Source organism: Mesorhizobium sp. ES1-1, assembly GCF_020164785.1.
In the GTDB taxonomy this organism is placed as follows: Bacteria; Pseudomonadota; Alphaproteobacteria; order Rhizobiales; family Rhizobiaceae; genus Mesorhizobium.
The window spans coordinates 209,382-224,647 of record NZ_JAIUGX010000007.1; the positions used below are offsets into that span (position 1 = coordinate 209,382).

Genomic DNA, 15,266 nt, shown 5'->3' on the forward strand with positions numbered 1-15,266 from the left:
CTCAGGGAAAGAACGCCGCTTCACCCTTCAGCGCTTCGGCCAGCATCTTCTCATATTTGGCGCGCGGCACATCGACCGCGCCGAAGCGTTTCAGGTGCTCGGTGGTGAACTGCGTATCGAGCAAGGCGAAGCCGCGTTCCCTCAACCGTTCGACAAGATAGAAAAGGCAGGTCTTGGAGGCATCCGTCTCCTTGGCGAACATGCTTTCGCCGAAGAACACCCGTCCCAAAGACACGCCATAGAGGCCGCCGACGAGTCGGTCTTCGCGCCAAGCCTCTACCGAATGGCAATGTCCCATCCGGTGAAGTTGCACATAGGCTTCGCGGATCGGCGCGTTGATCCAGGTAGAGCGGCGTTCGGCGCGCTTTTCGGCGCAGCCATCGATCGTCGCCTCGAAGTCAAAATCGAAACGAATGTCGAACGGACTTCTCCTGATCGTTTTCCTGAGGCTTTTCGGCGTGTGGAAGCCGTCGAGCGGGATGATGCCGCGCGTCTCCGGCCGCACCCAAAAAACCTCCGGGTCGCCGGCACTTTCCGCCATCGGGAAGACGCCCGAGGCATAGGCCTTGAGCAATAAGTCGGTGGGGATGCGATAGCCGGGCGCGTAGGGACGGGTCATCGCGCCTCCGCGCTATTCGCCTTTGGCCAGGTATTTTTCCAGCCAGTGGATGTCGTAATCGCCATTGGCGATGTCGGCATTGCCGACGAGATCGCGAAACAGCGGCAGGGTCGTCTTGATGCCGTCCACGACGAACTCATCCAGTGCCCGCCGCAATCGCATCATGCACTCGACGCGATTGCGTCCATGCACGATCAGCTTGCCGATCAGGCTGTCGTAATAGGGCGGGATCTTGTAGCCGGAATAGACGCCGGAATCGACCCGGATGCCCAGGCCGCCCGGTGTGTGGAAATGGGTGATCGTTCCGGGCGAGGGGGTGAAGGTGCGCGGATCCTCGGCATTGATACGGCATTCAATGGCGTGGCCATTGAATTTGATGTCTTCCTGACGGACCGAAAGTCCGCCGCCCGATGCGACGCGGATCTGCTCGTGCACCAGATCGATGCCGGTGATGGCTTCCGTTACCGGATGCTCGACTTGCAGGCGCGTGTTCATCTCGATGAAATAGAACTCGCCATTCTCGTAGAGGAACTCGATCGTGCCTGCGCCGGAATAGCCGAGGTCCGCAATCGCCTTGGCGCAGATGCCGCCAATGCGCGCGCGTTCTTCGGCGTTGAGTGCGGGCGAGGGCGCCTCCTCCCAGACCTTCTGGTGACGGCGTTGCAGCGAACAATCGCGTTCGCCGAAATGCACGCCACCACCGAATCCGTCACCGAACACCTGGACTTCGATATGGCGCGGCTTTTCCAAGTATTTCTCGATGTAGACGGCATCGTCGCCGAATGCCGCGCCGGCTTCCGTGCTGGCAGTCTGCAGGGCGACCTCCAGGTCAGCCTCGGTGAGGGCGACCTTCATGCCACGTCCGCCGCCGCCTGCCGATGCCTTGATGATCACCGGATAGCCGATCTCGGCGGCAATGCGCCTGGCTTCCTTTTGATCGGTCACCGCGCCGTCCGAACCTGGCACCACAGGAATGCCGAGGCGTTTGGCGGTGCGCTTCGCCTCGATCTTGTCGCCCATGATCCGGATGTGGTCGCCGGTGGGGCCGATGAAGGTGATGTTGTGCGCGGCCAGGATGTCGGCGAACTTGGCGTTCTCCGACAGGAAGCCATAGCCGGGGTGCACCGCGTCGGCCCCCGTGATCTCGCAGGCGGCGACGATCTGGTGGATGTTGAGATAGCTGTCGCGCGACGGCGGCGGCCCGATGCACACGCTCTCATCGGCGAGCCTCACATGCATGGCGTCGGCGTCGGCGGTCGAATGCACCACCACCGTCTGGATGCCGAGTTCTTTGCAGGCGCGCAGCACCCGAAGCGCGATTTCGCCGCGATTGGCGATGAGAATCTTCTGAAACATCCGGCCCGCTCTATTCGATCACGACGAGCGGCATGCCGTATTCGACCGGCGTCGCGTCCTCGAACAGGATCGCCGCCACCGTGCCGGCGCGCGGCGAGGGGATCTGATTCATCGTCTTCATCGCCTCGATGATCAGCAGCGTCTGGCCTTCCTTGACCTTCTGGCCAACCTCGATGAACGGCTTGGCATCCGGCGACGGCGCCAGATAGGCGGTGCCGACCATCGGGGAAGTGACCGCGTTCTTGGAAGGCTCGGCCGCCGCGGGTGCCGCAACGGCGGCAGCCTGCGTCGAGGCAGGCGCATAGCTCTGCTGTGGCGCCGCGATCGCATGGACGGCAGGCGCCTGCCGCGAGACGCGCACCTTCAGGTCGCCCAGTTCCACCTCGATCTCGGTCAGGTTGGTGTCGTTCAAGATACCCGCAAGATCACGGATCAACTGCTGGTCAACACCGGTCTTTTTAATCGACATTTTCGAGCCTTCTGTTTGTTGGCCGGTCATAGGCGTGCCGCCAACGCTTGCAGCGCCAGCGTGTAACCGAGCGGCCCAAAGCCACAGATCATGCCGACCGCCACCGGCGAGACCATGGAAACGTGGCGGAATGGTTCCCGCGCATGGATATTGGAAAGGTGAACCTCGGCGACCGGCAAAGGCGCGACCGCCCGGATAGCGTCGTGGATGGCAATCGAAGTATGGCTATAAGCGCCCGGGTTGATGACGATGCCGACGGCCTTGTCGCCCGCTTCCTGGATCCAGTCGACGAGGTCGCCCTCATGGTTCGACTGACGGAAATCGATGTCGAGCCCCAGCGCTGCTCCGGCCTGCTTGCAGTCTTCGCCGATGGCGGCCAGCGTCTTGCCGCCATAGATCCCCGGCTCGCGCTTGCCGAGCGCGTTGAGGTTGGGACCGTTCAGGACAAAAACCGTTTTCAAAAAACCGACCTTTTCAACGCCGAAATCAACCGGCGCGCTGGCCCTCTATAATGGGCATAGACGCCTGCGAAAAGAGCGAAAGTGCCCTTCTTTCACTGTCCACAACGGGCGGAAATGTGTCCGTGAGCAGAATTCAGAGGGCGGCTTTCGCCTCCTGGATCTTTTCGGCCAGGACTTCCTGTCCCAGCGCACCGAATACAACCTCATTGCCGACGACGTAGGACGGCGTCCCGGTGATCGCCAGCTTGTTGGCGAGGTCGTAGGTCTTTGCGAAGGCCTCAGGGATCGACGGATCTTTCATCTTCTGGCGCAACGTTGCTTCATCCGCGCCCAGGGAAATCGCGACCTTGATGGCCGCCGCCTCGGTGGCGCGGCCTTGTCCGCCTAGCAGGGCGCTGTGGAATTCCGCGTATTTTTCCGGCATCATCAGATGGAACGCCATGGAAACGAAGCTTGCCTTCTGCGAATCGGGCCCCAGGATCGGGAATTCCTTGAGCACGAAGCGCAGGTCCGGATCGGACTTGGTGAGTGCCTGCATGTCGTCGATGGCGCGTTTGCAGAAGCCGCAATTGTAGTCATAGAACTCGACGATGGTGACCTTGCCGTTCGGATTGCCGACCACGCCGTCGAAGGAAGAGTTGAAGATCTGGTCCTTGGCACTCTGGATGACACCCAGATGGGCAATGCGCTGCTCTTCCTTCTGCTTGGCTTCGAGCGCGTCCTGGACTTCCAGCAGAACTTCAGGGTTCTTCAGGAGATAGTCGCGGATGATGCCTTCGACCTCGGTGCGGTCGATCTTGGTATCGACGGCGGCCGCCTGGATCGGCTGTGCAGTGCCGGTGCCGGCGTTCGCCCTCTCCGGGCTCCCGGCCACGAATCCGACAGCCAACATGGCAAGAGCGACCGCTACGCCCGTGGTCCCCAACAACAGTGCCTTTGTCATCGCGCCTTTTCCTTCTGCCTGTTGTCCGGCCGCTCTGTCCTGGCTGTGTCGCGCCGAGCGGCCGTAGGGTTCACTTGATCTTTTTAGAGGGTGCGTAGTTTATAATATCCTGGGCGCGAAGCCAGCGCGGCTCGCCGCGCTTCATCTGCTGCTGCGCCCGCATGGCGAATATCTTCGCGTCCTTGTAGGCGCCTGAATAGAAGTGACCCTCGGCAGTGGCAAGTTCGGCGCCCGGAATGTCTCCCAGTTCGCCATAGGCCTGCGCCAGATACCGGTATCCCGCAGCGTTTTCCTTGTCGCGCCCGAGCCCATTGTTGATCTGCACCACGGCTTTCTTCAGGGAGTCGGGCGTACCGACGGCCATCAGCGCCTGACCCAACGACACCGGCAGCAAGCCTGACCGCGCCGGATCGAGGCTGACGGCCTTGGCATAGGCATCGGCGGCATCCTTGGGCTTGTTCGCCTTCATCAGGATGTCGCCACGCAATTCCTGAAAATAGGCGTTTTTCGGCTGCTCCTTGATCAATGCGTTGGTCTTGGCCAGCGCCAGGCCGATGTCACCGAACAGGTATGTCGACTGGGCGTCGCCGTATCGCGCGGCGAGAGTGCCCGGCATCTTGCGCATCAGCCGCGATGCTGCCGCCTGGCCTTCCATATAGGCAGCGATCTTGACCCGCATCATGTCGTGCCGCTGCTGCAGGGCCGGCGGGTCGGCCTTGTCGACATACGGGCTCTGTTTCACCAGAACGTCGAGATTGGAGATGCGGTCGCGCGGCATCGGGTGGCTGATGCGGTAGGGATCGACCTGGGCGCCCGACAAAGACAGTGCGCTCTGGAAGCGCTGGAATGTCTTCAGCATACCCATGCCCGACTGGCCGGTGGCGTTGAGATAGGTGATCGCCGAACGATCGGCGGTCATCTCCTCGGTGCGCTGATAGGCAAGGATGCTGCGCTGCGCCATCTCGCCGCCGCCCGCCGCGACGCCCATGCCGGCTCCAGCCAGCCCGCGGCTGTTGGTGGTCGCCCCGGCCACCATGGCGCCGGCGCCGAGCAATGTCGCGATGATCGCCATCGTCTTGGCGCGTTCGAGCTGGTCGCGAAGCTTCTGCTGATGGCCACCGGCGATATGGCCGGCCTCATGCGCGATGACGCCAATGATCTCATTGGGCGTTTCCGCCGTCATCAGCGCGCCGGTGTTGACGAACAGGCGGCGCCCGGTGACGAAGGCGTTGAAACTCTGATCGTTGACCAGCACGATGTCGATGCCGTCGTTCGCCAGCCCGGCCGCCTTGAAGATCGGGCGCGCGTAGTCGCGCACCAGCGCCTCGATCTCGGCGTCGCGTACCACCGGCACGCTCTGCGCGAAGGCGGTGACGGAACTTGACAGGGCGACGGCGGCCGCGAGCAAAAGGGACGTGAAGACACGTGCTGCCGGGGCAATCGTCGATTTGGGTCGGCTGAACATGACAAGTCCACTGGTAGACGAGCGGGTGAAGGATGAAAAGTCGGCGCCGGAAACTTCCTCAACTTGTGATCCTCACATCAATCGGGCAATTGTGCGGCGCGGCTGGCCGAGCTTGGTGGGGCAGCCGCGGGAAAATGGGTTGCAGATGGTCGTTTCGCTCTCACGCCGTGGCAATGTCGAGCCGTTCCACGCCATGGATATCCTGGCCGAGGCAAACCGGTTGAAGGCGCGGGGCGTCTCGGTTATCTCCATGGCGGTCGGCCAGCCCTCCGATCCGGCGCCGGCCCGCGTTCGCGCGGCGGCGGCCGAGGCGCTGCGGGACGGTCGAATCGGCTACACCGACGCGCTCGGCCTGGCGCCGTTGCGCAAGGCGATCTCCGGACACTACGCCGATCACTACGGCCTCGATGTTTCTCCCAGCCGGATCGCGGTCACCACCGGTTCGTCGGCGGCCTTCAACCTCGCTTTCCTGGCCATGTTCGATCCAGGCGACCGTGTCGCCATCGCCGCGCCCGGCTACCCCGCTTATCGCAACATCATGGCCGCGCTTGGCATCGACATCGTCGAGATAGAGCTCGGCGATGCCGCCTATCTGCACGCCGGCCATCTGGAAACCGCGCACCGCGAAAAGCCGCTGAAGGGCGTCCTGTTCGCCAGTCCCGCCAACCCCACCGGCGCGGTGATCCCGGCGGATGAACTTGCAATGCTGGTGAGGACGGCGGAAACGCTTGGGATTGCGGTGATTTCGGATGAGATCTACCACCGGCTGGCCTATGCCGCACCCGACACGACCGCGCTCGCCTTTGGAGACGGCGTGACGGTGATCAATTCCTTCTCGAAATACTATTGCATGACCGGCTGGCGCATCGGCTGGATGGTATTGCCGGAGGCATTGGTCCGGCCGGTCGAGCGGATCGCCCAGAGCCTTTATATATCGCCGCCGGAGCTGTCACAGATCGCCGCGATCGAGGCGTTCGGCGCCACGGAGGAATTGGATGCGGTCAAGGGCCGCTACGCCTGGAACCGCGAGTTGCTGATGCAGCGCCTGCCGGAACTCGGCTTTCCTTTGGCGGCGCCCATGGATGGCGCATTTTATGCCTTCTGCGATGTCACGCGGCATACCAATGACAGCATGGCCTTCGCCCGAAAGATGCTGGAGGAAGCCCACGTGGCGGCCACGCCCGGCCGCGACTTCGATCCCCAGGCAGGACACCGCACCATGCGCTTTTCCTACGCCGGCAGCCATGACGACATGGTTGAAGCGATGGCGCGCATCGAACGCTGGCTGAGGTAGCGTCATGCCGGACCTGGAGCAGGCTCTGGCCGAAGTCGCATCCGAAATGGCGGAACGCACCGATCGAGGGGCCGTCGCGTCCTATATCCCGCAGCTGGGCAAGGTCGATCCGCGGAAATTCGGTATTGCCGCCGTCACCACTGACGGCCGGGTGCTGACCGCCGGCGATGCCGAACAGGCCTTCTCGATTCAGAGCATCTCGAAAGTGTTCACGCTGACGTTGGCACTCGGCAATGTCGGCGACGCATTGTGGAGAAGGGTCGGACGCGAACCGTCAGGCAATCCATTCAACTCGATCGTGCAGCTCGAACATGAGAACGGCATTCCGCGCAATCCGTTCATCAATGCCGGCGCCATCGTCATTTCCGACATCCTGCTGGCCGGCCATCAGCCGCGCGAGGCGATCGGTGAGATCCTGCGCTTCATCCAGTTCCTTGCCGACGACGACACGATCATTATCGACCGTGAGGTTGCCGCGTCGGAGCGTGCAACCGGCTACCGCAACTTCGCGCTCGCCAATTACATGAGGTCCTTTGGGAACCTGCAGCATGAACCCGAACTGGCGCTCGGCGTCTATTTCCATCATTGCGCCATCGCCATGAACTGCCGTCAACTGGCTCTCGCCGGCCGCTTCCTTGCCAATGGCGGCAAGAACCCGGCGACGGGGCATACCGTTGTGTCGGCCGAGCGCGCGCGACGCATCGGTGCGATGATGCTGACCTGCGGCCACTATGACGGCTCCGGGGATTTCGCCTTCCGCGTCGGCATTCCGGGCAAGAGCGGCGTCGGCGGCGGCATATTGGCAATTGTCCCAGGGATCGCCTCGCTTGCGGTTTGGTCACCGGGCCTGAACGCCAACGGCAATTCCAAGCTTGGCTCGATCGCGCTGGAGAAGCTTGCCAAAATGATGAACTGGTCGATCTTCGCGCCGTAACTCTAGACATGAAAATCCCGCGCCGTCTTTTGACGAGCGCGGGATTCTGTTTGTCGGAAAATCAGTTCAAAGATTTGAAAAGCTTAGAAAAAGCCCTTCCGCTGCCACCAGCCCGCACGCTTTGGCTTTTCTTCGGTCTTGGCGTCCGGCTCATCGGCCACTGTCGAGGAAACCACCGGCACCACAGGTGTATCGATGGCAGCCGTCGGCTTGCGTCGTGACGGCCGGGCCTTCGCGGGCTCTTCCGCGACAACCGGGACCGCTGTTTCCGCGGCAACCTCCACCGGCTTCTCAGCAGCCGTTTCCACGGCCGCTTCGACAGCGGTCGTCTCGGCGACCGCCTCGGCGGCTGCCTTCTTCGCTTTGGCCGGGCGCCGTGCCCGCTTGGGCTTCTCGGCGCTCTGCGCGTCGTCGCTGACGGGAGCCGCCGGCTCTTCCACTACGGCGACAGCCATTGGCTCCATCGACGCGGGTTCGCTTTCGGAAGCATCGGTCTCGGAAGCCTCGGTCGCTTCGCCGGTCCTTGCCTCGACCTCGCCTTCGCCGTCCTCGCGGCGATTGCGTTTGCCGCCGCGCTTTCCGCGCCGACGCTTCTTACCCTGGCCTTCGTCCGAAGCCTCGGGGGTCTCGGAGGCTTCGGCCACGCCGGGAAGGGCGTCCTCGTCCGCTTCCGCGTCGCCGTCGCCGTCGCCGGCCTCGTTCGCCGAAGCGGAGAACTCCTCGGCCGCAGCGGAGATGGAAGCGCCATCCGCCGGGGCTCCATGCTCGCGGTCGCGATCCTTGCCGCCGCGCCGCCTACGGCGCTTGCGGCGCTTGCGGTCGCGGCCTTCGCCTTCCTCGCCGACGGCGGCGGGTCGCGGCTGTTGCTGCTGCGGTTGGCGCGGCTGCTCGGCCTGCACCGGTGCCTCGTCATCCTCTTCATCCAGGGCGACGATGTCCTCCTCGGGCTCCTCCGGCTCGGCATAGGCCGGGAAACTGCGGGCTTCGACGAAGCCCTCAGGCTTTTCAGCCAGCGCGCCGCGCAAGATCGCATAGTGCTGCGAGCCGACCGAATCGTCAGCTTCGATGGTGATTGTCAGCCCGAACCGGCTTTCGAGTTCCACCAGCGTACCGCGCTTGTGGTTGAGCACGTAGAGCGCGGTCGCCGCTGGCGTCCGCACGGTGATGTGGCTGCGCGAATCCTTGAGCAGGAATTCCTCGATTGCCCGCACCACCATCAGCGCAACCGATGAATCGGAGCGCACATGGCCGGTGCCGCCGCAATGCGGGCAAGGCTTCATCGTCGATTCCAGCACGCTGGCGCGGATGCGCTGACGTGACATCTCCATCAGGCCGAAATGCGAGATGCGGCCGACTTGGATGCGCGCGCGGTCGTTTTTGAGGTGATCCTTCAGCCGCTTCTCGACGGAGCGGTTGTTGCGGTTCTCCTCCATGTCGATGAAGTCGATGACGATCAGGCCGGCGAGGTCGCGCAATCTCAACTGCCGAGCGACTTCCTCGGCGGCTTCGAGATTGGTGTGCAGCGCCGTGTCCTCGATCGAGTGCTCCTTGGTGGAGCGCCCCGAATTGACGTCGATGGCAACCAGCGCCTCGGTCTGGTTGATGATGATGTAGCCGCCGCTCTTCAGCGTCACCTGCGGCTGCAGCATGCGATCGAGTTGTGCTTCGATGCCGTTGCGCACGAAGATCGGCGTGGTGTCGCGGAACGGCTGGACCACCTTGGCATGGCTGGGCATCAGCATGCGCATGAAGTCCTTAGCCTCGCGGTAGCCTTCCTCGCCCGAGACAAGGATCTCGTCGATATCCTTGTTGTAGAGATCGCGGACCGAACGCTTGATCAGGCTGCCTTCCTCGTAGACCAGGGCAGGGGCAGTCGATTGCAGGGTGAGATTGCGGACGTTTTCCCAAAGCCGCATCAGATATTCATAGTCGCGCTTGATCTCGGCCTTGGTGCGGCTTTCGCCTGCGGTGCGCAGGATGACGCCCATGCCCTGCGGCACCTCGAGGTCGGCAACGACCTCCTTGAGACGCTTGCGGTCGACCGCGCTGGTGATCTTGCGCGAAATGCCGCCGCCGCGCGCCGTGTTCGGCATCAGCACCGAATAGCGGCCGGCAAGCGACAGATATGTGGTGAGCGCCGCGCCCTTGTTGCCGCGTTCTTCCTTGACGACCTGCACCAGCAGGATCTGCCGCCGCTTGATCACTTCCTGGATTTTGTACTGGCGGCGCACCGGCTTGCGGCGGTTACGCACTTCTTCCAGCGCATCCTCGGCGCCGACCGATTCGACCTCGTGGTCGTCGGGATGCGAGGACTGTACTTCCTCCAGCATGCCGCGGTCATTGTCGCCGGTCGTTGCCTCTGTACCTTGTTCGGTCTGCGCGACGGCTTCCGAAATCACATCGCCTTCGATGGCGGCGGCGATCGATGTTGGTCCACCCTCACTTGGCTCTGAGTCGTCCGGCTCGGCCGAACCTTCTTCACCAGGGGTGGCATCGGCCTGTTCCGGACTATCTGAATGCTCCGATGCGTCGGCTGCGTGCTCGATGACTTCCGAAGTGTAAGAGATCTCCTCGACAACGACGTCGCCATCGTCGCCTTGCTCGCCGGAGCCTTCGCCTGCATCGCCGGAATCGCGCTTGTTTTCACCGCGGTCGCGGGTCTTGCCGCCCCGGCGGCGGCCGCGCCGACCGCGGTCACGGTTCTGGCGGTCGTCACCTTCGCCATCCTCGTCCTCTTCGTCCTGAGCCTCCTGCGCTTCCGCGCGCAACAGGGCCTGACGGTCGGCGACCGGAATCTGGTAGTAGTCGGGATGGATCTCACTGAAGGCGAGAAAGCCGTGGCGGTTTCCGCCATATTCGACAAACGCCGCCTGAAGGGAAGGTTCGACGCGCGTTACGCGTGCGAGATAGATATTTCCTTTGAGCTGCTTCTTGTCCTGGGATTCAAAGTCGAATTCTTCGATGCGGTTACCGCGGACGACGACAACGCGTGTTTCCTCCGGGTGGGAGGCGTCTATCAGCATTTTGTTGGGCATTATTTCGTTTCCTTCCGGCAGCCATCAGCCGCAGTCTGCGAGGCAAGGCCTGCTGCTGCGTGCGTGCAATGTGGGTGCCGGATACTTGAACGTCCGCCGGTCGCCGCTTGAGCGCGATGGCGGTGCCGCCCGCAGCCATATTGGCGCGGTTTGATGCGGACCTTTCCATGATTGCGCTTGAAGCCATCGTCACCGGCGAAACCTTTTGAACCAAAGCCCGGCAGAACCGGACCAGCTTGTTTGCTCGTACAGAGCCGGCGCGGGGACAAACCCGGCCGTTTTCCTCACGCAGGCGATTCCCCCGCCACGGGAGCACACCTGCGAAATTCGTCGCAACCACTTGAACCCTTTTCGCAAGAAGCGAAAGGAGCCGCCTTTCATCTGACCCTGTAGCAGGAAGCTGCGGAGGAGGGCGGTTCCAGGATTGCAGTGATCCACCATCGCTTTTATGATTTGGCGGGGTGGAAGGCAACCCCGATTTCCGATGCCGGCAAAAAGCAGTTCCGTAACGGAAGGTGGGGCCAAACGAGGCGTGAAAAGGCTTGGTTAACCTTCTCTGGATACCAATCGTTAATCGAGTTCGCGGCCTGAACGGCATTTCGATGAACGAGGGCGCCTGGCGCCAAACCCGGAGCGACTGGAAGACAGATGGGATTGGCGGACTTCACGAACAAGGCAGGTCGTGTTGGCGGGTGGATTCCTGGCGCCCTATGCCTCTTGCTGCTGGCGGCAATCTCGTTCGGGTTTCCATCGATTGCCAATGCGGCCGACGCGCTTCTTGTCGCGAAAAGCTACAAGATGGCGGGCGATGCCACCAAGATGCGCATCGTAATGGATTGCGATCGCGAGCCCGAAATCAAATGGTTCCTTCTGCGCGCCCCGAATCGTCTTGTAATCGATCTGGCGAATACGCGATTTGCCTTTGACGCCAAGGATCTGAAGGCTCGAGGGCTGGTCAAGGGTGTGCGGCTGGGTCAACTCGGCGATGGCGTTTCGCGGTTGATTCTCACCGGCAAGGGGCCATTCGCCGTCGACAAGCTGGACGTGCTCAAAAACGAGGACGGGAGCGGCTATCGTATTGCCATAGACATGTCGGCGGCTTCCGAGCGCGAGTTCGAAGCCGCGCTTGCCAATCAGGCCCTGACCACCGGATCGACCGTGTCCGCTGACAAGGGCGGGCGGGTCGGCACCGGACCGGTCTCCAATCCAGGCCATCGCTTCACCGTCGTCATCGACCCCGGCCATGGCGGTGTCGACGGCGGCGCCGAAGGCCTGAACGGCACCATCGAGAAGAATGTCACGCTCGCCTTCGCCACGGAACTGCGTGATAAGCTCTCGGCCGTCGGCAATTACGAAGTCTTCATGACGCGCGATACCGATGAATACCTGCGTCTCGACGATCGCGTTCGCATTGCCCGGCAGCACGAGGCCGACCTGCTGATTTCCATCCATGCCGACACGATCAGTGTCAAAGGCATCCGCGGCGCCACCGTCTACACTGTCTCCGACAAGGCTTCGGACCCGCAGGCGCAGGCGCTTGCCGACCGTGAAAACCTGTCCGACCAATTCGCCGGCCTGGAGATCAAGAACGACAATAAGGAGGTCACCGACATCCTTATCGACCTGATCCGCCGTGAAACGCACAATTTCTCGATGAGTTTTGCCCACACGCTCGTCGGGCAGCTCTCGACAAGCGTCGGCCTCATCAACAATCCGCAGCGTTCGGCGGGTTTCAGGGTGCTCAAGGCGCCGGACGTGCCGTCGGTATTGGTCGAACTGGGCTATCTCTCCAACGCCAAGGACGAGGCGCAACTGCTCGACGCCGACTGGCGCGGCAAGGCCGCCCAGAGCATTACCAACGCCATCGCATTGTTCGCTTCCGCCCGTACCGAAACGAGGGCAGGCGGCTGAGATGCCCGGCGACGCTCCGCAACCCTGGGCGGCGTTGCGCGACGACAACACCCAGCGGCTTTATTTCCGGCTTACGGTCATGAAATCCGGCATTGCCGCATTTTGTCCACATGGCCGCGACATGGGTTTCGATCATGGATTGGGACCGGCTCGGAAGCTTGCGCGAAAGGCGGCTTCGTTTAGGGAATTCCCGAACCAAGGACTGGAGCGGGTATGATTCGCCTTATTGGCTATTTCTTTGGCATCGGCACGACGCTGGCCCTTCTGGTCGCGGCGGGCATTGCTATTTACATCGGCCATCTGTCGAAGGATCTGCCTGACTACGAGGTGCTGGCCAAGTACGAGCCGCCGGTTACCACCCGCATTCATGCATCCGACGGCGCGCTGATGGCGGAATACGCACGCGAACGCCGCCTTTACCTTCCGATTCAGGCCATCCCGGATCGGGTCAAGGCGGCCTTCCTCTCCGCCGAAGACAAGAATTTCTACAACCACCCCGGCATCGACGTGACCGGCCTTGGCCGTGCCATCCTGGTCAATCTGCAGAATTTCGGTTCCGGCAGGCGGCAGGTCGGCGCCTCCACCATCACCCAGCAGGTGGCCAAGAATTTCCTCTTGACTGCTGACCAGACCTACGAGCGCAAGATCAAGGAGATGATCCTCGCCTTCCGCATCGAGCAGGCCTATCCGAAGGATCGAATCCTTGAGCTTTATCTCAACGAGATCTTCTTCGGTTTCGGCGCCTATGGCGTTGCCGGTGCGGCGCTGACCTATTTCGACAAATCGGTGAACGAGTTGACCGTCGCCGAGGCGGCCTACCTCGCTTCCCTGCCGAAGGGTCCGAACAACTACCATCCTTTCAAGCATGCCGACCGCGCGATCGAGCGCCGCAACTGGGTCATCGACCAGATGGTCGAGAATGGTTACGTCACACGCGAGGAAGGCGACAAGGCCAAGGCCGAGCCGCTGGGCGTGACGCCGCGCCGCAACGGCACCTATCTTTTTGCCGGCGAGTATTTCACCGAGGAAGTCCGCCGCCAGATCATCGCCCGTTACGGCGAGAATGCGCTTTACGAAGGCGGCCTTTCGGTCCGCACGACGCTCGATCCAAAGATCCAGCTCATTGCCCGCAAGTCGATGCAGAGCGGCCTGTTAAAATACGACACCCTGCGCGGATATCGCGGACCGGTAAAGACCATCGACGTGTCGGGGGACTGGGGCGTGCCGCTGGGCAACGTCAAGGGGCTCGAGGATGTGCCCGAATGGTCGCTGGCGGTCGTACTGGAAAGTTCGGCCTCCGGTCTGACGATCGGGCTGCAGCCGGCGCGGCAGGCATCTGGGGATATCGTCAAGGAACGTGTGCAGGGGACCGTCAGCAAGGAGGACATGGGCTTTGCCATGCGCCATGTTGTCGGCGGCAAGACCGTCAAGGCAAAGTCCCCCGCGGATGTGTTGAAGCCGGGCGACGTTATCTTCGTTCAGAAGAACGATGGCGCTGACGGGGCCTACAGCCTGCGGCAGGTTCCGGAAGTGGAAGGCGGCCTGATTGCCATGGATCCGCACACCGGCCGGGTGCTGGCGATGGTCGGCGGCTTCTCCTACGCGCAGTCCGAGTTCAATCGCGCCACCCAGGCCATGCGTCAGCCCGGTTCCTCGTTCAAGCCGATCGTCTATTCGGCGGCGCTCGACAATGGCTACACGCCGGCCTCGGTGATCATGGACGGACCCATCACCATCCAGAGCGGCAACACCACCTGGACGCCGAAGAACTACGACGGGGGGGCAGCCGGGCCGGCGACCCTGCGCTCGGGCATCGAGAAGTCGCGCAATCTGATGACGGTCCGCCTTGCCAATGACATGGGCATGAAGCTGGTCGTAGAATATGCAGAGCGCTTCGGCGTCTACGATCATCTGGCGCCCTATCTGCCGATGGCTCTGGGTTCCGGCGAAACGACCGTCATGCGCATGGTCTCGGCCTATTCGATCATGGCCAATGGCGGCAAGTCGATCAAACCGTCGCTGATCGACCGCATTCAGGACCGCTACGGCAAGACGGTCTTCAAGCAGGACGAACGCGGCTGCCAGGGCTGCAACGCACCCGAGTGGCAGAACCAGCAGGAGCCGGAACTCGTCGACAATTCCGAGCAGGTGCTCGATCCGATGACCGCCTATCAGATCACATCGATGATGGAGGGCGTCGTGCAGCGCGGCACCGGCGCCACCATCGGCGAGCTTGGCCGTCACATCGCCGGCAAGACCGGAACGACCAATGACGAGAAGGACGCCTGGTTCATCGGCTACACGCCCAATCTCGTTGTCGGGCTCTATATGGGCTACGACACCCCGCGTGGTCTTGGCCATGGTGCCACCGGTGGTGGTCTCGCCGCGCCGATTTTCAAGGACTTCATGCGCGTGGCGCTGGATGGCACGCCCAATGTCGACTTCAAAGTGCCGGAGGGCATGAATTTGGTCGCGATCAATCGCAAGACCGGCATGCGCTCCGCGGAGGGCGATCCCGGGACCATCATCGAAGCCTTCAAGCCCGGCACCGGGCCGGCCGACAGCTATTGGGTGATCGGCATGGGCGCCGACGGCTCCAACGCCACCGGCGGCGCGCTGTCGCCGCAAGCCAACCAGGAAATCCAGGACGGCGGCGGCGGACTTTACTGACGATTGTCACGAGCCGGTGGGCTGGTCATGCGCCGGCCCATTTCGCTTTACAGCCGGGGGCGCCATCCCTATGTATCGCGCCGACCGAACGCCATTTAAGCAACCAGGA

At 62.5% G+C, this 15,266-nt stretch carries 11 protein-coding genes; 4 read left to right on the forward strand and 7 right to left on the reverse strand.

The features are described from left to right. Nucleotide 1 precedes the first annotated feature (1 nt). From aat to LB513_RS14385, 6 genes are all read right to left on the reverse strand, one after another. Nucleotides 2-619: a leucyl/phenylalanyl-tRNA--protein transferase gene (gene aat / locus LB513_RS14360; RefSeq protein WP_224664166.1), complete on the reverse strand. Its 618-nt coding sequence runs from the start codon at nucleotides 617-619 to the stop codon at nucleotides 2-4. A gap of 12 nt (nucleotides 620-631) precedes the next feature. Then, entirely contained in the window at nucleotides 632-1,975 is a 1,344-nt protein-coding gene (accC, locus tag LB513_RS14365; protein WP_224664167.1) for an acetyl-CoA carboxylase biotin carboxylase subunit, read from the reverse strand. Nucleotides 1,976-1,985: 10 nt separating this feature from the next. Further along, the gene (accB, locus tag LB513_RS14370; protein WP_224664168.1) at nucleotides 1,986-2,444 is read right to left on the reverse strand and encodes an acetyl-CoA carboxylase biotin carboxyl carrier protein; all 459 of its coding nucleotides are present in this window, start codon (nucleotides 2,442-2,444) and stop codon (nucleotides 1,986-1,988) included. Between the two features lie 26 nt (nucleotides 2,445-2,470). Beyond that, complete coding sequence (gene aroQ, locus LB513_RS14375) at nucleotides 2,471-2,905, reverse strand: type II 3-dehydroquinate dehydratase (RefSeq protein WP_224664169.1); 435 nt, start codon at nucleotides 2,903-2,905, stop codon at nucleotides 2,471-2,473. A gap of 133 nt (nucleotides 2,906-3,038) precedes the next feature. After that, entirely contained in the window at nucleotides 3,039-3,848 is an 810-nt protein-coding gene (locus LB513_RS14380; protein WP_224664170.1) for a DsbA family protein, read from the reverse strand. Nucleotides 3,849-3,918: 70 nt separating this feature from the next. Then, entirely contained in the window at nucleotides 3,919-5,313 is a 1,395-nt protein-coding gene (locus tag LB513_RS14385; RefSeq protein ID WP_224664171.1) for a M48 family metalloprotease, read from the reverse strand. 145 nt (nucleotides 5,314-5,458) lie between these two features. Between LB513_RS14385 and LB513_RS14390 the strand changes: the two genes are divergently transcribed. Together LB513_RS14390 and LB513_RS14395 are read left to right on the forward strand one after the other, a co-directional pair. Next, nucleotides 5,459-6,607, forward strand: a complete 1,149-nt coding sequence (locus LB513_RS14390) for a pyridoxal phosphate-dependent aminotransferase (protein WP_224664253.1) — start codon at nucleotides 5,459-5,461, stop codon at nucleotides 6,605-6,607. A 4-nt stretch (nucleotides 6,608-6,611) separates the two neighbouring features. Beyond that, the gene (locus LB513_RS14395) at nucleotides 6,612-7,541 is read left to right on the forward strand and encodes a glutaminase (protein WP_224664172.1); all 930 of its coding nucleotides are present in this window, start codon (nucleotides 6,612-6,614) and stop codon (nucleotides 7,539-7,541) included. An 83-nt stretch (nucleotides 7,542-7,624) separates the two neighbouring features. Here the strand turns inward: LB513_RS14395 and LB513_RS14400 are convergent, their stop codons facing one another. Continuing rightward, nucleotides 7,625-10,576: a ribonuclease E/G gene (locus LB513_RS14400; protein WP_224664173.1), complete on the reverse strand. Its 2,952-nt coding sequence runs from the start codon at nucleotides 10,574-10,576 to the stop codon at nucleotides 7,625-7,627. Nucleotides 10,577-11,224: 648 nt separating this feature from the next. On the opposite strand from LB513_RS14400, the gene LB513_RS14405 reads away from it, so the two are divergent. Together LB513_RS14405 and LB513_RS14410 are read left to right on the forward strand one after the other, a co-directional pair. Then, nucleotides 11,225-12,487 (forward strand): N-acetylmuramoyl-L-alanine amidase, encoded by a 1,263-nt coding sequence (locus LB513_RS14405; RefSeq protein ID WP_224664174.1) that lies wholly within the window; start codon nucleotides 11,225-11,227, stop codon nucleotides 12,485-12,487. A 213-nt stretch (nucleotides 12,488-12,700) separates the two neighbouring features. Further along, entirely contained in the window at nucleotides 12,701-15,157 is a 2,457-nt protein-coding gene (locus tag LB513_RS14410) for a penicillin-binding protein 1A (RefSeq protein ID WP_224664175.1), read from the forward strand. The last annotated feature ends 109 nt before the right edge of the window (nucleotides 15,158-15,266 follow it).

Coding starts and splice junctions, on each gene's coding strand:
- aat (WP_224664166.1), bottom strand. CDS start 619: ATGACCCGTCCCTACGCGCCCGGCTATCGCATCCCCACCGACTTATTG.
- accC (WP_224664167.1), bottom strand. CDS start 1,975: ATGTTTCAGAAGATTCTCATCGCCAATCGCGGCGAAATCGCGCTTCGG.
- accB (WP_224664168.1), bottom strand. CDS start 2,444: ATGTCGATTAAAAAGACCGGTGTTGACCAGCAGTTGATCCGTGATCTT.
- LB513_RS14380 (WP_224664170.1), bottom strand. CDS start 3,848: ATGACAAAGGCACTGTTGTTGGGGACCACGGGCGTAGCGGTCGCTCTT.
- LB513_RS14385 (WP_224664171.1), bottom strand. CDS start 5,313: ATGTTCAGCCGACCCAAATCGACGATTGCCCCGGCAGCACGTGTCTTC.
- LB513_RS14390 (WP_224664253.1), top strand. CDS start 5,459: ATGGTCGTTTCGCTCTCACGCCGTGGCAATGTCGAGCCGTTCCACGCC.
- LB513_RS14395 (WP_224664172.1), top strand. CDS start 6,612: ATGCCGGACCTGGAGCAGGCTCTGGCCGAAGTCGCATCCGAAATGGCG.
- LB513_RS14400 (WP_224664173.1), bottom strand. CDS start 10,576: ATGCCCAACAAAATGCTGATAGACGCCTCCCACCCGGAGGAAACACGC.
- LB513_RS14405 (WP_224664174.1), top strand. CDS start 11,225: ATGGGATTGGCGGACTTCACGAACAAGGCAGGTCGTGTTGGCGGGTGG.
- LB513_RS14410 (WP_224664175.1), top strand. CDS start 12,701: ATGATTCGCCTTATTGGCTATTTCTTTGGCATCGGCACGACGCTGGCC.